Genomic DNA, 18,433 nt, shown 5'->3' with positions numbered 1-18,433 from the left:
GAAAATGTGAGGCAACGCCGTGCGCGTTATGATCAACCGTTACGCCAGAACGGCTGATCGCGCACGATGGAGCACGCCTACATTCACCTTTTGCATCTGCTTGCCGGCCATTCGGCGTGGACGCTCACGGTCATCTTTCTTGCGGCCTTCCTCGAGGCCATCGCCGTCATCGGCACCTTCGTCCCAGGCAGCACGGCGATGTTCCTCGCCGGCGCGCTGGCCGGCACCGGCTCGCTGAGCCTCGGCTGGGTGTTCCTGTGGGCGATCGCGGGCGCCATCGCCGGGGACGGCATGAGCTTCTGGATCGGCCGTCGCTACAAGGCCAGGATCATCCAGCTCTGGCCGTTCCGCACGCACCCGCAGATACTCGACGCCGGTCAGCGCTTCTTTCAGAAACATGGCGCCAAGAGCGTCGTGTTCGCCCGCTTCATCGGACCATTGAGAGCGATCGTGCCGGTGGTGGCAGGCATGCTGGGTATGACGCCGTTGCGTTTCTACGCGATGAACGTCCTGTCGGCGCTGCTATGGGCACCCGCGCATATCCTGCCGGGCGTGGTATTCGGCGCCTCGGTGCTGCTGGCCGGCGCCGTGTCGTTCCGCCTCGTTGTCATCATCGCGTTGCTGGTGGGGATCATCTGGCTAAGCTATCGCACGATGCGTTTCCTGCTTTCGCATGCCAGCGCATGGTCGAGCGCGGCGGGCCGCTATCTGGGCGGCTGGGCTTGCCGCCACCCGGGGCCGTTCGGCCGTCTCGCGCGGCGGCTGCTCGACCCCGAACAGCCGGATGCCAGCAGCATCGTGGTGACGTCGCTGATCGTGCTGGTGGCGGGTGCGCTCTTCTTCGGGGTCCTCGACGACGTCATCAGCGGCAATCCACTGGTCAGCGTCGATCTATCCGTCTATCACTTCCTGCGATCGGTGCGCACGCCCTGGAGTGATACCGTTCTCGCAGGACTGGCGACCCTCGGCAGCGTCGCCACGCTGACAGCGCTGATCGTGACGGTGGTGGTGTGGATGCTGCTGGAACGGCGTTGGCGCACCATCGGCTACTGGCTCGCCGCGGTCGTGTTTTCGCAATTGCTGATCTTCGCCCTGCAGTTCGCCATGCATCGCGCGCCGCCCAATGAACTCATATCCGGCGCCTACGTGTTTCCGAGCAATCACGTCGCCGCGACGGTGATCGTCTACGGCTTCCTCGCGTTTCTGCTCGCGCGCCGGGTCGGCATGCTGGAAGGTTTGCTGGTGGCGACCGTGAGTACGGTTGTCGTGATCGTGGTCGCGCTGGCGGGACTCTACTTCGGCAGGTACTGGGTCTCCGACGCGATCGGCGGCGCCGCGCTCGCGTACATCTGGGTGGCGATCGTTGCGCTGACGGCGATGTTGCGGCATCCGGAAGTGCCGCCCGCGCGCCGCCTCATGCCCGTTGTCGTTCTGGTGGTGATGCTCGGGAGCGTAGGCGTGCAACTGGGCATCAATCCACCGGCGCCGCCACCGGACAGCACGTTGCGCCCGCTGCCCGTGCTGGTCACGCAGGCAGAGTGGACCGCGTCGCTGTGGAAGCGACTGCCATGCTATCGCTCGGATATGGGCGGCGACTACAAGGAGCCGCTTACCCTGCAATGGGTGTCGAACCTCGATTCGATCAGAGGACAACTGCGTGCCCAGGGATGGGTCGAGGGCACGGACCTGTCCGCACACAGCCTGCTCTCGCTTGCCTCGCCGAACGTCGCGGCGACATCGCTGCCGGTATTGCCGAAGCTGAACAACGGTGTGCCTTCGTCGCTGGTCTTCATGCGTCCTGGCGACACCCGCGACGAACGCGATGTCCTGCGCTTCTGGCCGAGCGGCTATGCCGTGGAGAATGGCGTATCAGCCGCGCCGCTGTGGGTCGGCGCCTTCGCACACGAACGGCTCTCCCGGAGATCCTGGCCAATCAACATTCTGCGCGTCGACAGGGAGGTGTCCTCGTTCGAGGCTCACACCACGATGAGCACCGGCCTCGGCGCCGCGCTCGTGGCGAGGGTGAGTTGCCATGGCGTCCCGGTGTCGCTGCTGGCCGCTCCAGTGGAATGAGCGGCGCATTGACAGCGGTCTGCCTGGATGCGCGCGTTCGCCGCATCAATCAGGAAATCGCTCTGCGCTCAATCACTTGGCGGGTTTGGCCAGGACTTGTCCACAAGGATATGAACATTTTCTGTGGATAAGCTTGGCGATGCGATCCGCACTTTCCTCGGGAAGCACCAGGCGCCCTCGCATCCCGGTCACACTGAAACGCACTGCGCGGCCAGGCCGTGCTTTGACAATGCCCGCGTCCGAGCGCTAACCTTGCTGCGTTTGCCAGCCAGTGCCAAGGCTCTTCTGCAGCGACACAAAGTCTTTCAGCAACTCAGCCCGACCCGCAACGACATTCTGCTGCGCGGTGAATTCCTGGCGCTGCGTGTCGAGCAAATCGATCAGTGTGGCGACACCGGCGGAATAGCGCTGCCGCATCAGCGTGGCCGAGTGAGTGGCTGACGCTTCCACCTTTTGCAACGTCACGACATGCTCGCGCTGATGGCCATAGCGCGAGAGCGATGAATTCGCGTCCTGCAGCGCGCCGAGCACGGCCTTCGTATAACGGGCCTCGGCCTCGTCACGCGACGCCTCCGCAGCATGGACAGTACCCAGCGTGCGACCGAAATCGAACACATTCCATTGCAGGTACGGCGCGCCGATCCAGCTGAAATTGCTCTTGCGCACCAGATGACCCGGATCGCTCGCGCTGAAGCCGATATCGCCAAGCAGCGTCACCTTCGGGAAAAAGTCCGCAATGTGTTCGCCGATCTGCGCATTGCTCGACGCGAGCCGCCGTTCCGCTGCACGAATATCGGGGCGCTGCTGCAACATCGCCGACGGATCGCCGATCGCCACGGTCTCAGGCAATGCCGGCAACGGTCGCGTGCCGGCGAGCTGTTCGTCCAGCGCGCCGGGCTCACGACCGGTCAGCACGGCGAGGCGGTCGAGCGAATCGGTCAGTTGCGCGTCGAGTGGAATCAGCGTGGCGCGGGTGTTCTCGACCTGCGTGTTCAGGCGTTCGACGTCGATATCCGCTGCCGTGCCGCGCTCGCGGCGCTGTTGCGTGAGCGTCAACATTTTCTGTTCGGTCTCCGCCTGACGCTGCGCGAGTTCAAGCCGCGTCTGCTGGTCGCGCAGTTCGATGTAGGTCTGCGCCACCTCGGCTGCGAGCGATACCTGCGTGTCCGCGAGATCGGCGTCGACGGCCTCCGCATCCGCCGAGGCCGCTTCGATGGCGCGCCGCGTGCCGCCAAACAGGTCGATTTCCCACGTGGCGTCGAAGCCCGCGGTATAGAGTTGCAGCGGGCCGCGACCCGACGATGCGCTGCTGCCCGACGCGCTTCCCGAACTGAGCGAACTCAGATCAGGCTCGCGCATGCGCAGCGCGGCTGCATCCCCCGACACCTTCGGCAACGCGTTCGCGCGTTGCTGCTGCAATTGCGAACGCGATTCCCGCAGCCGCGCCTGCGCGATATGCACATCGGGACTGTGTGCAAAGGCGGCGGCGATGAGGTCGTTCAACTGCGAGTCGTTCAATGCGAGCCACCACTGGCTCGGCGCAGGCGTTGCAGTCGTGCCGGCGGCCGGCGCACGCACGAAAGTCGCGTTGCTGTGAGCGTCCTGCGCAAGCGGCGGCGCGCCGTGATAATCCGGGCCGACCGTGCAACCCGACAGGGCAAACAGAAGCGCGGCGGCGGCCAGTGCGAAACACGAGGGACGGTTGGACATCATGGTGAGATCAAAAGACATTAGTGTCCAGCGGACGAAGGCGGCGGCGCATTCCTGCGCGGCGTTTTCAGAAACAACGCAAGCGGAATGCAGGCGAGCAGCGCGATGCCGAGCAGATAGAAGGTTTCCGAATAGGTCATCACGATGGCCTGTTGCGTAATCTGCGCGCCGAGTTGCCCGAGCGCGCGCATCTGCGAATAGGCCATGTCTCCGGTATGGGCGAACCAGTTCCCAGCGTTTGCCGCAAGACTCTCCTGGCCGATCAGCGAATTGGCGCTAACCGACTCGCGGATCATCGCGGTATGAAACGTCGTGCGCCGATCGATTACGGTACCGATGATCGCAAGGCCAATCGACCCGCCGAGGTTGCGCGCCATGTTGTAGAGACCGGCGGCGTCGCCGGAATCTTCGCGCGACACGGCCGCCATCGACGCCTGATTAAGCGGCATCATCGCCAGCATCTGTGCAGTGCCGCGGATCAGTTGCGACCACATGAAATCGTGCCCGACGCTCTGCGCCGTCAGGTTAATGTCGATCATGCAACTGATCGCATACAACAGAAGCCCGGTGATCACCAGCACGCGGAAATCGAATTTGCCAAGCAGGCGCGGCAGCACCGGCATGATCAGGAAAGCGGGCAGCCCGGAAAGCAGCATGATCGCGCCGGACTGTTCCGCGTTGTAGCCCGCGACAATCCCGAGAAACTGCGGCAACAGATACGACACGCCATACAGCGCTGCGCCGACTGCGGACACGATCACGATCACGCTCGCGTAATTCGGGTTGCGCATCAGGCTCAGGCGCACGATCGGCTTCTTCGCGGTCATCTGCGAGGCGGCGATCAGGAGCATGCCGAAGACCGACACGCAGGTGAGCGTCACGATCATCGGCGATTCGAACCAGCGCTCGCGCTGCCCCTCCTCGAGCACTACTGTGAGCGAACTGAGGCCGATCGCGAGACCGACGATGCCGAGCCAGTCCGCCTTGAAAAACGCCTCCCAGTGCGGCCGGTCCGACGGCAGGCCGACAATCAGCAGGGTCATCAGCGCAAGGCAGATCGGCAAGTTCATGAAGAAGCACCAGCTCCAGCTGATGTTCTCCGCGAGCCAGCCGCCGACAACCGGTCCAAGCAGCGGCCCGAGCAACACGATCAGACCGAACATGGTCATGCCGACCGGCAACTGCGATAGCGGCAGGCGCGTGCGGATGATGGTCTGCGCTGTGGGGATCAGCGCGCCGCCCGTGAAGCCCTGCCCGATGCGGCCGGCGATCATCATGGGCAACGTGTGCGACCAGCCGCACATCATCGAAAATGCAATGAAAAGCGCTGAGTTAGTCAGCAGGAAATTGCGCAGGCCGAATACGCGCGTGAGCCATGCCGCCAGCGGAATCATCACGATTTCCGACATCAGATAGCCGGTCGAAATCCAGGTGCCCTCAGTACCGGTGGCGCCGATTTCGCCCTGAATCTGCGGCAGCGCGGAGTTCGTGATCGAGATGTCGAGCGTTGCCATCAAGGCGCCGAGCGCGCCTGCCGCGACGGCGATCCAGTCGCCGACACTGGCACGCTCCTCACCACGCGGCGCGGCCGGCGCCGCAGCAGCGGGCGTAGTGGTTCCCGGTTCAGCCACGATGGTTCTCGGTGTCGATGCGCGCGTCACGATCGCGGGCGGAACGCGTGTCGACATCCACGGTCACCGACAGCCCCGGCAACAGCACACTACGCGTCTCCGCTCCCGTGTTGATCCGGATCCGCACGGGCACCCGCTGCACGATCTTCGTGAAATTGCCGGTGGCATTTTCCGGCGGCAGCAGCGCGAATTGCGAGCCCGTGCCGGGCGAGAAACTGTCGATCACGCCGTGCAGCGTATGACCGGGCAACGCGTCGACCTGCATGTCCACTGTCTGACCAACGCGCATCCGACCCACTTGCGTTTCCTTGAAATTGGCCAGCAAATAGGTACTTTGGACCGGCACGACGGTCAGCATCCGCGTGCCGGGTTGCACGTACTGACCGACGCGCACGGTACGATCGCCGACCTTGCCGCCGAGGACGCTGCGCACCACGGTGTTGTCGAGATCGAGTTGCGATTGCTGTGCGCTTGCCTCGGCCGCTTCGAGTTGTGCGCGCGCCTGCGCGAGCTGCGCGGTGGCCGAGCCGATCTGCGAGCGTGCTGCATCAACCGCCGCCGAGTTCGCGGCGAGCGTGGCATTTGCCTGATCGCGACTGCTGGTCAATTCCGCCAGCCTCTCACTGCTTTCAGCACCGGTTGCGACGAGCGGCGCATAGCGCCGCACTTCGTCGCTCGCATGCTGTGCGCTCACGCGCGCCACCTGCTGCTGCGCCTGGGATTGCGCAATGTTGGACTGCTGCTGTTTGATATCGGCCTGCGCGCGTTCGATGTCGGCCTTGCGCGCATCGATTGTGGCCCGCGCCTGGTTGAGCGCGACCTGATACTGACGGGCGTCGAGATGGACAAGCGGATCACCGGGCTTCACGACCTGATTGTCCACGACGTAAACTTCCGTGACGTAACCGGCGATCTTGGGAGCGACCGTGACGCTGTCAGCCTGCAGATAGGCATCGTCTGTACTTTCGATGAAGCGTCCCACCGTCCACCAGCGGGTGAACCAGACCGCGCCGACAATCAGCGCGACGATGCCGAGTGCGATCAGCACCGTTCGCCGGGTAGGACGCCTCGTGCCTGACGCAGGCGCGTCTTCGGCGGGTATCGGGCGGGAGGGAGAGCCTGCGGTTGCTGACATCGTATGGGTCCAATTGTTTCCGGTTGGCACAATTATTCCACCCGATACAATTGTGTCAAGTGATATATTTCGGAAGATATCCCCAAAGTGGATTTCCTTCGGGCGTCGCTTCCCCAAAGTGGACTTCTTGCGGGGGCGTCCCCCAGAGGACTTCCTTCGGGGCGTAATGAAGAGAAATGCGAAGAGAAATGCGGAGAGAAATGCATGAACACCGCAAAGAGGCTGCGCCGTCCGCCGGAGGGCGGTTATGCACGCGGCGACGAGACGCGTCTCCGGATCATCGAGGCGGCGGTCGAACTGTTTGGCGAACACGGTTTTGATGGTGCGTCGACGCGCGACATCGCGGCTCACGCCGGCGTCAACGCGCCCGCGCTGCAGTACTACTTCGAGAATAAGGAAGGTGTGTATCGCGCGTGTGTCGAAATGCTCGCCGACGATGCATGGAAAACATTCGGGCCGCCCGTCGAGCATGCGCAGGCAGTGCTGCGCGAAAACGCCGATACCCCGACGTTGATCGATGCCTTTATCCGCATTCAGGAAGCGATCGCGGACAGCGCCTTCGCGAAAGCGAACAATCCGGGCCGGCGGCTTTTCTTCGCGCGCGAGCAGGCCGGTTACGAACCCGAAAGTGCGACGCGGATTCTGAGCTGCCGGATCCGCGAACCGCTAAACGATGCGAGCGCGGCGCTGGTGGCACGAATTTCCGGACGTGCCACCGACGATCCCGTCACGCGAATCCGCACCTTCAGTCTGCATGGGCAACTGGTGATTTTTCACGTCGCGCACCGCTCGACGTTGTCGCTGCTCGGCTGGAAAAACATCGACGCAGAGAAGGCCGAACAGATCAAGTCGACCATCCGTGGACAGACGCGCATGCTGCTTGAACAATGGAACCGGGAACGTGACGGCGGGGACACACCCGAAGTGCAAACCGCGGGCAGAGGAAAGTCACGCAAGCAGCCGTGATTTCGTCACCATAACGAGGCGATCACGGGGACGCGCGCCCGGCCTTGCCTCGCCGCGAGCGACGCATTGGCGGCCTCCTCCTCGATCAACAACGCCTATCGACCCCATAGACAGTAATGGTTTCAGGCATATCGTCAAAATCCGATATATGATTCGTCTTGTAGCGATGCAGATGCGTGGCCGCTAACTGGCGCTACGCCTGCCTGTTGTCGATGACCTGAAAACTGACTCACATGACGCTCGATATCGACGCGATTCACAAAGCGCTTGCCAACCCTGTACGGCGGGAGATTCTCGGCTGGCTGCGCGAGCCGTATGCGCATTTCTCCGACCAGGACCTGCCGCTCGACTATGGCGTGTGCGCCGGCAAGATCGACGCCCGCTGCGGCCTGTCGCAGTCCACCGTGTCGGCGCACCTCGCCGCTTTGCAGCGGGCGGGTCTCATCACGTCGAAGCGGGTCGGCCAATGGGTGTTCTTCAAACGCAACGAAGCCGTCATTCAGGCGTTTATCGAGCACATGAACACCGGGCTCTGAACGTGTCATCCGCATCGCCGCGCTTCTTTCATCACGCAGTTTTTTTAAGGCTCGGGCCACGTGCCCGCCACCCAAGGTGAACTCATATGCCGACTCTTTTTGACCCGCTCCAGATTGGCGACATTACGTTGTCGAACCGCATCATCATGGCGCCGCTCACGCGTCAACGCGCTGAAGAAATCCGCGTGCCGAACGCGCTGATGGCGAAGTACTACGCCGAACGCGCCACGGCAGGGCTGATCATCAGCGAAGCCACTTCCGTCACGCCGCAAGGTGTCGGTTACGCCGACACCCCGGGCATCTGGTCGCAAGAACAGGTCGAAGGCTGGAAGGTCGTTACCAACGCCGTGCACGCAGCCGGCGGCAAGATATTCCTGCAACTGTGGCACGTCGGCCGTATTTCGGACCCGCTGTTCCTGAACGGCGAACTGCCGGTCGCGCCGAGCGCCATCGCAGCTCAGGGTCACGTGAGCCTGGTGCGTCCGGAGCGTCCGTACGTGACGCCGCGCGCACTCGAACTCGACGAGATCGCCGGTGTGGTCGACGCGTTCCGCAAGGGCGCCGAAAACGCAAAAGCGGCAGGTTTTGACGGTGTGGAAGTACACGGCGCGAACGGCTATCTGCTCGACCAGTTCCTGCAGGACAGCACCAACAAACGTACCGACGCCTACGGCGGCCCGATCGAAAACCGCGCCCGCCTGCTGCTTGAAATCACGGACGCCTGTATCGACGTCTGGGGTGCAAACCGTGTCGGCGTCCACCTCGCGCCGCGCCGCGACGCGCACGCCATGGGCGATTCGGATCCGGCGGCCACCTTCGGTTACGTGGCACGCGAACTCGGCAAACGCAAGATTGCGTTTATCGCCGCTCGTGAAGCGCTCGGCGACGACCGCCTCGGCCCGCAATTGAAGAAGGCGTTCGGCGGCCCGTACATCGCGAACGAAAAGTTCACCAGGGAAACCGCGCAGCACGTGCTCGACGCGGGTGAAGCGGACGCAGTGGCGTGGGGTCAACTGTTCATCGCGAATCCGGACCTGGTGCGCCGCTTCGAGACGAACGCACCGCTGAACAAGCCGAATCCGGCGACATACTATGCGCGCGGCGAAACCGGCTACGTGGATTATCCGACGCTGGAAACCGTCGAATAAGGACTTGAGGCTAGCGGAGCATCAGCCGCCTCGTTAAAGCGGCAAGCTATCCGTAGTACGCTGCAAGACCACGCGGCGGGTGTGGCCGGGACGTTATCCGGTCACACCCGCCGCACTTTTTTATGCGCTGAACCCTGCGCGCGGCGCACATGGCCCGCGCCATACCGCACCACAAGCAAGCCAGGCCATCGCGCCCGCCGTCATGCCAGATCACGCCGCATGAACACGCGCTTCGATTCGTCGAGTCCTCGTGCGATATGCGCGGCGCGCCGAGCGATCAATGCTTCATCGAGATCGGCCTCTTCGATATCGCGAAAGCCGAGCCGCCGATAGTACGGCGCGTTCCACGGCACCTCGCGAAACGTCGACAGCGTGAGTTGCGTGACCTGTTGCGCAAGCGCGCGTTGTGCGACCTGCTCGATTAGTGCCGCACCGATGCGTTGCCCGGCATGCGACCTCAACACATCGACCTCCTGAACGTAGAAGCGCGCGGGCTGCGGCTCGAACATCACGAACCCCACACAGGTCGCATCCGCATCCACGGCGACGACGATCTGCTGCGCCCCGATCTTGTGGTAGACGAGTTCCAGCTCCATCGGCGGGGCATCGGCGATACCGGTCATGCCAACGCTGACGAAGCGCTGGCCTGCCTCGAATTCGATCGCGCGGATGGCGTCGGCATCGTGAGGCTCGGCGAGGCGGAATGCGAGGTTAGAAGCGTATTGCATAAGCGTTTCGTAGAGATTTTTCAGACGGGATTCTGGAACGTGGTTCGGACAGACAGGCCCCGATCTTGACATCACCACCGCGAAATAAACAAGTGCCCGCGCCGCTACGGGACTAAACTCCTGAACACCTAAATCCCTTTCGAACCAAGATGGATCTCATGCATGTGCTGCAGGTCGCCCTGCACTTCGACCAGCACCTGAGCGGTTTGATCGTGCAATATGGCACGGCCGTCTACGCGATGCTGTTTCTCGTCGTGTTCGTCGAGATCGGCTTCCTGCCGCTATTCTTTTTACCGGGCGATCCACTGATTTTCATTTGCGGGGGGCTGGCCGCAACCGGTGCGCTGAATGTGTGGCTCGTAGTCCCCGTTCTGTTCGCCGCCACCGTGGCCGGCAGCATCGTCGACTATGCGATCGGCCGCGCGATTGGCGACAAAGTCTATACCGCCGACTACCGCTGGCTCGACAAGAATGCATTGCGTAAGGCGCACGCGTTTTACGAAGCGCGCGGCGGTCTGACCTTTCTGCTGTCGCCGTTCATTGCCGTCGTGCGTACATTCGCGCCGTTCGTCGCCGGCGTTTCGCGCATGACGTTTGCACGTTTCGTGTCATTCGTCACGGCGGGCGCGGCGCTGTGGATTGGGTCGCTGGTGGCGGCCGGCTATCTGTTCGGCAATGTGCCGCTGGTGCGCGATCATATGAGTTCGATCGTGCTGCTGGGGGTCTCGCTCGGTGTAGGATCGTTGCTGGTGAGCGCCGTGTGGCGCTTCGTCAACCGAAGGTTGCGCGCTCATTGAAGCGGTGCAGCGGCTTGCACCTCTGAACGTAGAGACGCCAGCAAAGCCTGCCACCACTCGCCGTGCCGCAACAGAAACACGCGCTCGGGAAAATGGTGGCGCGCCACATGCTCCTGTGGCACCGTATCCCAACCGCGATGCTCGACCGTCACGCGCGTTTCGTCGCCCACCGCTTCGAAACGCACCTCGACATCCGTATGCTGCGCATCGGTGAAACTGGCCTGACGCCAGCCAAATGCCAAACGCTCACCCGGCTCCCAGGCTGTGACTCTGCCGATCTCGAACACACTGCCGTCCGGTTGCGTTTCGACGAGGCGCCTGTGTTCGCCAGGCGCTGACGACGATTCGAACGACAGCATGCCCGCGCCTTGCGGCGTGAACTGAAACAACCCGTTCGGCCGCCACCATCTGCCGATCTCGCGCGTGAACACATCGAATGCGCGCAGCGGCGTTGCCGCGACGCGTAGCGACACCTGCACGCGCGAACTCATTCCTGCTGCTCCAGATGCGCCTTGAACGACAGTAGTTGCTCGGACCATAGGGCTTCGGTCTGTTCGAGCCATGCCTTCAGTTCGCTCATCGGCGCCGATCGCAGCACGTAGAGACGCACGCGTGCGTCGAGACCGTCATGCGATTCTTCGATCAACTCGCTCGAACGCAGCACGCGCAAATGCCGGCTCATGGCCTGCGGTGAAAGGCCAGTGGCTTGCGCGAGTTCACCCGCGCGCATCGGCTGCTGGCTGAGCAGGTCGATCACCTGACGCCGGTTCGGATCGGCTAGCGCGGCCAACGTGCGGTCGAGCGAGACGCTGGCTGGCAATCCCATTGGCTATCCCCACCCTTCGATTTTCAGGCCGCTCACGCGCTCGGCTTCTTCGCGCGACACCTTGCGAACCGTCTGACCGAAGCTCCAGACGTGCCCTTCCGGATCGCTTGCCGCATACACGCGGTCGCCGTAAAACTGGTCCGCCGGCTCGCGCGTAATCACGGCGCCCGCGGCGCGCGCGCGGGCGCAATGTTCGTCGATACCCTCGCGCAGCTGCACGTGCACCGATTGCGTATTCTTGCCACCGATCGAAGCCGGGCTCGCCGCGTCTTCCGACCATTCGCGGCAGATCATCACGTAGCTGTCGCCGAAACGCATTTCCGAGTGGCCCAACTGGCCGTCGCTATCCGTGATCACCATCTGACGCTCGAAGCCGAACGCTTTCTCGAGCCAGTCGAGCGCGGCAAATGGGTCCTTGTAGTACACCGACGCACCCAGCGAAGGACGATGAAGCGGCTCACTCATGATTGCCTCCTTTTTATAAACCTTTCGGTTGATATTTAACATTGTAGTTAAATAAATTGGAAAAGCAAGGAGGGATTTTCGTGTCAGCGGTTGTTTTCCATCGTTAGCCAGAAATCTGCCTGCGATTATCGTGCCGTTGCGAGTTGCGCATTCACCTTGAGCGGGGGCGCCTCGTCGTTAAACGGCGCGTGCGGCACAAAGCTTCGAACCACATCTGGCCGGAAGACAAGGCAGTAGGTCGAGCCCCCGTACTGAAAGTAGCCGAGTTCATCGCCTTTTCTGACCCATTGTCCCGGGAGCGCGTCGATGACACATGAGGAGACATCGGCCATGCCGACGAATATGCAGCCAACAAGCCCAATTTCGGGGTCATCACAGTCGATGACAATAACCGCTCGCGCAGCGACCGCCGTGGTGTAACCCTGTGAATCGTTGAGTCCGCCCGGGTCGATGCCCTCCGATTCGGCGTCAGAGTAGTAGCTGCCACCGACGTGGTATGCCTTCACAATTCTGCCGCTAACCGGCGCGTGCCAGCGATGGTAGTTGAATGCGCTGAGGAAGGCCTGGTACACACTCCCACCGACGAATTTCTCTGCCAGTTCACGTTGGCTCGCAGTGAACATTTCCTGCAGCGAATAAGGCTGGGACTTGATCCAGAACGCGTCACGAAGCTTAACGTCATGCTGGATGTTGTACGGGGAAGCCTCACATGCGCTGACTATGACCTTGCTGTTATTGGGCTCTGCGACCGGCCGGGCACCGGAACGGAAGTGCCGCGTGAAAAAGCCGTTCCACGATGAGAATCCCCAATAGGGCTTGTCCGGATCGCAGACAAACTGGGATATGTCCAGCTGTTTCTGTGCTTCAGGAGAGAACCAACCTTCGGGGGCAGATGTGTTCAGGTGCGCGCGTGAGTGAGGGCCGTTCAGAAATCCGCACCAGACGTTAAGCACTCGCTTGAGTTGAGCGTTAAGCGCGGGGTCACGAAATAGCGCATAGCCGGACGGCATGCACATTGGCCAGTCAAGCACTGCATTCAAGGGGCAGTGAATCAAACTCGCCTCGCTGAAGCGCGGGGCGTAGGTCATCAGATAGTCGACGATATCCATTAACTCGTCGATGGTGGAATAGCCAAGTTCGTACCCGGCTTCGATAGCGTCACCAATGGCCCGGGTCAGGTCCATGCGAAGGACCGGGTCGCCGTTAATCAGCGCCGCCAGTTCCTCCACGGCGCTAACCCGCGGAGCCTGGCCAGACCGTTCCTGCGCCTGCTTCGCCAGGTCCTTTCTGAACGCCACCAGTTCGGCTTCTTTGCGCGGCAACCAGCCACCAAGTCGACGGCGCTCTTCGAGAGGATTTTTCAGGTTATCAGCCATGCACTGCTCCTTGAGTCTTCGACTAAAGAGCTGTCAGCAAGATACCTGCCCGGAAGTGCGTTGACGCGCAGATTCCCGGCCCAGGCTAGATGACTGTCGCCATCAGTAACGCGGTTATGCCAACCAGATCACAATCCGCGAGCGCGGCGGCATTGGGCAAGGTTCCCTTCTGGCCGAACTCGGGCTCACGAGCGCGGAGCCCGCCCCTTAAGCCCACCCTATCTGCGCCAGCGCAACGGTCGGCGCAGATGGTGCCGCTCCAGCCGCACCCCGGCGCTCGCCGGAATAAATGCGGGCATGCCGTTCATCTGGCCGCCTTCGAGCCGCTCGCGCTCCTCGTCGGCCTCGACCGTCCTCGCCGGATCGATGAAAAGCGCGGCCACGATCCCCACCGCCAGCAGACATGCGGAAATCGTGAACGGCACGTTATAACTGCCGGTTGTCTCAATCAGATAACCGAACACCACCGGCGATATCATGCCGGCGACGCCGAAGCCCGTGTTCATCATGCCGCCCGCCGTACCCGCGTAGCGACCGCCGATGTCGAGCGGCAAGGTCCACAACACGGGATTCGTGATCTCGAGAAAGAAGAACGACGCCGACAGGAACACCACTGCCATTAACGGATTGGTCGCGGACACCATCGGCAACAGGAACGCGAGCGAGCCGCCCATGCCCACCACCAGCACTGCACAGCGCGCAAAGCGCAGCCGGCCGGTGCGCTTGTAAAGACGGTCCGAGACGACGCCACCCAAGGTATCGCCAATCACGCCCGCGAGCAGCGGCAACGCCGTGAACAGCGCGAGTTGCTTGAGATCGAAGCCGCGGGCCTCCTTCAGGTACGAAGGCAGCCAGGTCAGATAGACCCACAGCAGCCAGCCGTAACAGAAGTCGACGAACGTGACGAGCCACATACGACGAATCAGTTTTCGCCACGGCGTGGCCGCACGCTTGGCGCGTTCGCAGTCGCCGGCACGATAGCCGATTTCCGCCGTTTCCTCGGGCGTCACGCGCCGGTTCTGCTCCGGCGAGTTCGTAAAGACGCAGAGGTACAGCACGGTCCACGCAAGACTCGCTACGCCAAGCAGAATGAACGCGTCGCGCCAGCCGCCCGCCACGACCACCGCGAGCACGAGCGGTGGCGTCACCGCGCCGCCGAGGCGGGCGAAGCTATGGGTGATGCCTTGAGCGAAGCCCCGCTCCGCCACCGGCATCCAGTAGGTAAATGCACGCGTCGCCGTCGGGAACGCGCCGCCCTCGCCGATGCCCAACGCGAACCGCAGCGCGACGAGCATCGCCACACTGCCGGCGAAGCCGGTGGCGAGCGTCGCCGCCCCCCAGATCAGCGACAGCACCGTTAGCACCAGCTTCGGCCCGTACTTGTCGGACAGCCAGCCGCCGATGACCTGCATGAACGCGTACGGATAGGCAAAGGCCGAGAACACGAGGCCGAGCTGGACCGTCGTCAGTCCCATTTCATGGCGGATGATGGGGCCGGCCACGGCGATGTTCACACGGTCGATGTATGAGATGAAATACATCAGACACATGACGGCCAGGATGATGTGGCGCGTCTTCACACGCCGCTTGTGCGTTTGCATGCTGTCTCCTGTCTCTCTTATGTGACGCCGATGGCGTCTGCAGTCGTTCGATCCGTACGTCGTACTGCGTCGAGTCGTGCGCGTCGACGCGCGCCCTCCTGGCCCTGCCGGCGCAAACCGGCCACGCCGATGCACGCGCCGTCAGGTGGGCACGAGCTTCAGGCGCTGCACCTTGCCAGAGGGTCCGCGAGGCAGTTCCGCGACGAAGCGAAACTCCTTCGGCGTCTTGTAGCGGCCCAGTTCGCGCAGACAGTGCTCATGCAGATCCTCGATGTCGAGCGCGCCCTGCCCGTGCGCCACACGAGGCACGATGAACGCAACGATCTCCTGCCCGTACGCGGCATCCGGCATGCCCACCGCCGCCGCATCCAGCACGCCGGGGTGTTTGAGCAACACTTCATCGATCTCGCGCGGGGCGATGTTTTCGCCACCCTTGATGATCAGTTCCTTCGCGCGGCCATTGATGTAGAAATAACCGTCGCTGTCGCGATAGCCGAGGTCACCGGTGCGCAGCCAGCCGTCGGCGGTGAAGGCCGCACGCGTTTCCTCAGCGCGCTTGTAATAGCCGCGCATGACCTGCTCGCCACGCAACACCAGTTCGCCGCACTCGTTGGGTGCGCATTCACGTCCATCACGGTCGATCACTTTCGCCTCGCTGCCCGATGGCAGGCCGATACTGCCAATTCTTCGACGCTCTGACTCGTATGGATTGCTGAACACGGGCGCGGCGGTTTCGGTCATCCCCATCGTTTCGATGATGCCGACGCCGAAGCGCGCCTCGAACGCGCGATGATGATCAACGGGGAGCGCTGCCGACGCGCTGCGACAAAATCTCAGCGCGGACAGGTCGAACGTGCAGGCTTCATCGTTGTTGAGCAGATAGGCGACGATCGTCGGCACCACGTTGATCCATGTGCAACCGTGCCGCGCGACATCGCGCCAGTAGGTGCGGGCGGAAAAGCGCGGTGTCATGACAACCGAGCCGCCATGAAAGAGCGGTGCAAGCAGCGTCACGACGAGACCATTGATGTGATACAGCGGCAACGCGGCGAAGACCCGGTCGCCGGTGCCGAGCCGGTGTTCGTGCGAGATGTTGCGAGCATTGGCCAGCAGGTTCCGGTGGTCCAGCAGGACGCCTTTCGGTGCACCCGTGGTGCCGGATGTGTACATCAGCAGCGCCACATCGCCTGCATCGGGCTCACCGCTTGACGACACTTTGGAATCCCAGGCGGTGACAGATGGCCCATAGCGCGAATCATTGGCCGATTCCGATTCCGGTTCCGCTTGCGCAGCGGCAACACCCGCCGTTTCCACCAGCGCGGGTTCGGCGCAAGCCGGCACTGAAGCCAGCACAGACGCAACGGTCGCATCGGGCTCTGTACGAATCAGCGCGACAGTGCGTGTGATGCCTTGCTCGCGCAACCCGGCGATCGCGCTCGACATAGCCGCGTGCGTATCGGCGCAAACAAAGACCATGCGCGTGTCCGAATGCTCCACGATGTAGCGCAACTGCGACGGCTGGCACAGCAGATTGAGTGGGTTGGCAACGAGCCCGCTGTACATCGCCGCGAGCAGCAACCTTGCGGTATGGATACCGTTGCCCATGAAGACCGAAACAACATCGCCGGCCCGCAAGCCCGCTTCGTGAAAGACCGTCTCAAGCGCGCGGCAGTCGTCGCGCAACGCCGCGAATGTCAGCGCTTCGGCAGGCGCAGAAGCGCCACCGTTCTCATCGCATTCAGCGGCAGCCAGCAGGAACGGCTTGTCGGGATATTGTGCGGCGCGCGCGTCGATCAGCGCGCGGATCGTATGCAGCGCCTTCATTTTCCATACCTCCCGAAGAAATCCCCGAGTACGTCGTCCAGTTCGGGAACGCGCTCCTCGATCGGGTAGGCCACGCGCGTGATGTTCAGGTAATGATGAAAGTTGAGATTGCTCGAGAAATTGTTGCGGCCCCACGTTCCGCATCCCATCGAAAGCGAGAATGGCAGGCCGTTATCGAAGTTGCCGCCGGTCGCGAGGCAATGCGCCTGATTCACGATCACGCGCGCAACCGGCAGCGTCGAACCGAGTTGCACCGCCTGCCCCGAGTCGGCGGAATGCAGGCCGACCGAGTGCCCGGCGCCCATGTATGCGTAGATGCCGCGCACGATGTCGGCCGCGGCATCGAAAGTTTCCGCGCGATAAACGGTCAGCACCGGCGCGAGCTTCTCACCCGAGAATGGGTAGTCGGCGCCAAAGCCGGTTTCCTCCACCATCAGAAACGCAGGCTCACGGGCGGCTATGTCGTCGAGGCCCGCTGCACGTGCAATCGACGCGGCCGAGCGTGCGGTGCAGTGTGCCGACAGCTTGCCGTTCGACCACAGGGCGGCCTGCAGTCGCGCTTTTTGCGCGGCGTCGAGCATCACGCCACCGCAATCCGTCAGTTCCGCCAGCACCTCTGCATAGACCGCGCCTTCGATAACGACGCTGTTTTCCGATGAACAGCTCGTGGCGTTGTCGAACGTTTTCGAGCGTGCAATCTTGTGCGCTGCATCGTGCAAATCGGCCGACGCCGTGACGATCGAAGCAACGTTCCCCGCGCCCACGCCGAACGCGGGCGTCCCGCTTGCGTAGGCCATCCGCACATTCGCCTGAGACCCGGTCGCCACGACCAGATCGCACTGCCGCATCAGTTCAGCAGTGGCCGCCTTGCTGATCGGCGCGGGCAACATCTGGACGAGATCGGCCGGGAGCCCGACTTTGGCGAATTGCGCATGGATAAACTCGATCAGCAGCGCGCACGACGAATAGCCCTTGGGAGAAGGCGCCACGATGACGGCGTTGCCGCATTTGAGGGCGTTGACGATCTTGTTGATCGGCGTGGCCGCCGGATTGGTGGACGGCGTGATCGCCGCCACCACGCCGACTGCTCGCGCGATCTCGACAATGCCCGTGGCGTCATTGCGCTCGATCACCCCCGTGGTCTTCTGCCCGCGCAGATCGCGCAACAACCCGAGCGTCTTGCGATAGTTCTTGCGGAACTTGTCGTCCGCATTGCCCAGACCCGTGTCGCGTACCGCCAGCTCGGCAAGCTGCCGGTTGCGCGCGGGCTCCATGATCGCCCACGCCGCGGCGTCGGCGGCGGCATCGAGCATGGCTTGTCCCGCCACCTCGAATCCGCGTTGCGCGGCGCGGGCACGCGCAACCGTCGACGCAACGACGCGTTCGACTTCACTCTGTGCCTTAGCGTGCGTGGCTTCCGCTTCTGTGGCCCTAACATTCATACGGTTCACTCCGGACTGGAAAGATTGGCGTTGGTACCAATCTAGTGAGCCGTGCCTGTTTCGGAGTCCCGTTTTTTGAACTATCCCTCGCGCTGAGCCGGCGAGAATCGAAAAGTGCGAAATTCGGGACTTTCCATAGTCCCGAAAACTAAACAGACCGATGCACAATCCAACT

16 protein-coding genes are annotated in these 18,433 nt (G+C 62.7%); 5 read left to right on the top strand and 11 right to left on the bottom strand.

The window, feature by feature from the left end; all coding sequences use genetic code 11:
* Positions 1–66 precede the first annotated feature (66 nt).
* A complete protein-coding gene (locus PQQ52_RS29555) occupies positions 67–2,073 on the top strand; it encodes a bifunctional DedA family/phosphatase PAP2 family protein (protein WP_408219460.1) in 2,007 nt (668 codons plus the stop codon).
* Positions 2,074–2,319: 246 nt separating this feature from the next.
* Here the strand turns inward: PQQ52_RS29555 and PQQ52_RS29550 are convergent, their stop codons facing one another.
* Genes PQQ52_RS29550 through PQQ52_RS29540 form a run of 3 tightly spaced genes read right to left on the bottom strand, consistent with a single transcriptional unit; the run spans position 2,320 to position 6,549 of the window.
* Positions 2,320–3,786 carry an efflux transporter outer membrane subunit gene (locus tag PQQ52_RS29550; protein ID WP_408219457.1) on the bottom strand — a complete coding sequence of 489 codons (1,467 nt, stop codon included), beginning with the start codon at positions 3,784–3,786 and terminating at the stop codon, positions 2,320–2,322.
* A 17-nt stretch (positions 3,787–3,803) separates the two neighbouring features.
* Positions 3,804–5,414, bottom strand: a complete 1,611-nt coding sequence (locus PQQ52_RS29545; protein WP_408219454.1) for an MDR family MFS transporter — start codon at positions 5,412–5,414, stop codon at positions 3,804–3,806.
* Positions 5,407–6,549 carry an HlyD family secretion protein gene (locus PQQ52_RS29540; RefSeq protein ID WP_408219451.1) on the bottom strand — a complete coding sequence of 381 codons (1,143 nt, stop codon included), beginning with the start codon at positions 6,547–6,549 and terminating at the stop codon, positions 5,407–5,409. Before PQQ52_RS29540 ends, PQQ52_RS29545 begins: the two co-directional genes overlap by 8 nt.
* Positions 6,550–6,753: 204 nt before the next feature.
* On the opposite strand from PQQ52_RS29540, the gene PQQ52_RS29535 reads away from it, so the two are divergent.
* The 3 genes from PQQ52_RS29535 (at position 6,754) to PQQ52_RS29525 (ending at position 9,199) form a co-directional block, all read left to right on the top strand.
* Complete coding sequence (locus PQQ52_RS29535; RefSeq protein ID WP_408219448.1) at positions 6,754–7,515, top strand: CerR family C-terminal domain-containing protein; 762 nt, start codon at positions 6,754–6,756, stop codon at positions 7,513–7,515.
* Between the two features lie 233 nt (positions 7,516–7,748).
* Entirely contained in the window at positions 7,749–8,051 is a 303-nt protein-coding gene (locus PQQ52_RS29530; protein ID WP_408219445.1) for an ArsR/SmtB family transcription factor, read from the top strand.
* 86 nt (positions 8,052–8,137) lie between these two features.
* The gene (locus tag PQQ52_RS29525; RefSeq protein ID WP_408219442.1) at positions 8,138–9,199 is read left to right on the top strand and encodes an alkene reductase; all 1,062 of its coding nucleotides are present in this window, start codon (positions 8,138–8,140) and stop codon (positions 9,197–9,199) included.
* Between the two features lie 200 nt (positions 9,200–9,399).
* Here PQQ52_RS29525 and PQQ52_RS29520 read toward each other — a convergent pair whose 3' ends face one another.
* Positions 9,400–9,927, bottom strand: coding sequence for a GNAT family N-acetyltransferase (locus PQQ52_RS29520; RefSeq protein ID WP_408219439.1), 528 nt, complete (start codon positions 9,925–9,927; stop codon positions 9,400–9,402).
* A 149-nt stretch (positions 9,928–10,076) separates the two neighbouring features.
* Between PQQ52_RS29520 and PQQ52_RS29515 the strand changes: the two genes are divergently transcribed.
* Positions 10,077–10,724 (top strand): VTT domain-containing protein, encoded by a 648-nt coding sequence (locus PQQ52_RS29515; RefSeq protein WP_408219437.1) that lies wholly within the window; start codon positions 10,077–10,079, stop codon positions 10,722–10,724.
* Here the strand turns inward: PQQ52_RS29515 and PQQ52_RS29510 are convergent.
* From PQQ52_RS29510 to sauS, 7 genes are all read right to left on the bottom strand, one after another.
* Entirely contained in the window at positions 10,718–11,215 is a 498-nt protein-coding gene (locus PQQ52_RS29510) for an SRPBCC domain-containing protein (protein ID WP_408219434.1), read from the bottom strand. The genes PQQ52_RS29515 and PQQ52_RS29510 overlap by 7 nt on opposite strands.
* A complete protein-coding gene (locus PQQ52_RS29505; protein ID WP_408219432.1) occupies positions 11,212–11,550 on the bottom strand; it encodes an ArsR/SmtB family transcription factor in 339 nt (112 codons plus the stop codon). Before PQQ52_RS29505 ends, PQQ52_RS29510 begins: the two co-directional genes overlap by 4 nt.
* A gap of 3 nt (positions 11,551–11,553) precedes the next feature.
* Complete coding sequence (locus tag PQQ52_RS29500; protein WP_408219430.1) at positions 11,554–12,015, bottom strand: VOC family protein; 462 nt, start codon at positions 12,013–12,015, stop codon at positions 11,554–11,556.
* Positions 12,016–12,140: 125 nt separating this feature from the next.
* Positions 12,141–13,391 carry a phosphatidylserine decarboxylase family protein gene (locus tag PQQ52_RS29495; RefSeq protein WP_408219427.1) on the bottom strand — a complete coding sequence of 417 codons (1,251 nt, stop codon included), beginning with the start codon at positions 13,389–13,391 and terminating at the stop codon, positions 12,141–12,143.
* A gap of 218 nt (positions 13,392–13,609) precedes the next feature.
* The gene (locus tag PQQ52_RS29490) at positions 13,610–14,992 is read right to left on the bottom strand and encodes an MFS transporter (RefSeq protein WP_408219424.1); all 1,383 of its coding nucleotides are present in this window, start codon (positions 14,990–14,992) and stop codon (positions 13,610–13,612) included.
* 141 nt (positions 14,993–15,133) lie between these two features.
* A complete protein-coding gene (locus PQQ52_RS29485; RefSeq protein WP_408219421.1) occupies positions 15,134–16,816 on the bottom strand; it encodes an AMP-binding protein in 1,683 nt (560 codons plus the stop codon).
* Complete coding sequence (gene sauS, locus PQQ52_RS29480; protein WP_408219418.1) at positions 16,813–18,258, bottom strand: acylating sulfoacetaldehyde dehydrogenase; 1,446 nt, start codon at positions 18,256–18,258, stop codon at positions 16,813–16,815. The genes PQQ52_RS29485 and sauS overlap by 4 nt, the downstream gene beginning before the upstream one ends.
* Between the last annotated feature and the right edge of the window lie 175 nt (positions 18,259–18,433).

The organism is Paraburkholderia sediminicola, assembly GCF_046030555.1.
Taxonomy (GTDB): Bacteria; Pseudomonadota; Gammaproteobacteria; order Burkholderiales; family Burkholderiaceae; genus Paraburkholderia; species Paraburkholderia sediminicola_E.
The sequence above is the reverse complement of the archived record's forward strand: the minus strand, read 5'-3'. Positions and strand labels throughout refer to the sequence as shown.

Coding starts and splice junctions, on each gene's coding strand:
- PQQ52_RS29555 (WP_408219460.1), top strand. CDS start 67: ATGGAGCACGCCTACATTCACCTTTTGCATCTGCTTGCCGGCCATTCG.
- PQQ52_RS29550 (WP_408219457.1), bottom strand. CDS start 3,786: ATGATGTCCAACCGTCCCTCGTGTTTCGCACTGGCCGCCGCCGCGCTT.
- PQQ52_RS29540 (WP_408219451.1), bottom strand. CDS start 6,549: ATGTCAGCAACCGCAGGCTCTCCCTCCCGCCCGATACCCGCCGAAGAC.
- PQQ52_RS29535 (WP_408219448.1), top strand. CDS start 6,754: ATGAACACCGCAAAGAGGCTGCGCCGTCCGCCGGAGGGCGGTTATGCA.
- PQQ52_RS29530 (WP_408219445.1), top strand. CDS start 7,749: ATGACGCTCGATATCGACGCGATTCACAAAGCGCTTGCCAACCCTGTA.
- PQQ52_RS29525 (WP_408219442.1), top strand. CDS start 8,138: ATGCCGACTCTTTTTGACCCGCTCCAGATTGGCGACATTACGTTGTCG.
- PQQ52_RS29520 (WP_408219439.1), bottom strand. CDS start 9,927: ATGCAATACGCTTCTAACCTCGCATTCCGCCTCGCCGAGCCTCACGAT.
- PQQ52_RS29515 (WP_408219437.1), top strand. CDS start 10,077: ATGGATCTCATGCATGTGCTGCAGGTCGCCCTGCACTTCGACCAGCAC.
- PQQ52_RS29510 (WP_408219434.1), bottom strand. CDS start 11,215: ATGAGTTCGCGCGTGCAGGTGTCGCTACGCGTCGCGGCAACGCCGCTG.
- PQQ52_RS29505 (WP_408219432.1), bottom strand. CDS start 11,550: ATGGGATTGCCAGCCAGCGTCTCGCTCGACCGCACGTTGGCCGCGCTA.
- PQQ52_RS29500 (WP_408219430.1), bottom strand. CDS start 12,015: ATGAGTGAGCCGCTTCATCGTCCTTCGCTGGGTGCGTCGGTGTACTAC.
- PQQ52_RS29495 (WP_408219427.1), bottom strand. CDS start 13,391: ATGGCTGATAACCTGAAAAATCCTCTCGAAGAGCGCCGTCGACTTGGT.
- PQQ52_RS29490 (WP_408219424.1), bottom strand. CDS start 14,992: ATGCAAACGCACAAGCGGCGTGTGAAGACGCGCCACATCATCCTGGCC.
- PQQ52_RS29485 (WP_408219421.1), bottom strand. CDS start 16,816: ATGAAGGCGCTGCATACGATCCGCGCGCTGATCGACGCGCGCGCCGCA.
- sauS (WP_408219418.1), bottom strand. CDS start 18,258: ATGAATGTTAGGGCCACAGAAGCGGAAGCCACGCACGCTAAGGCACAG.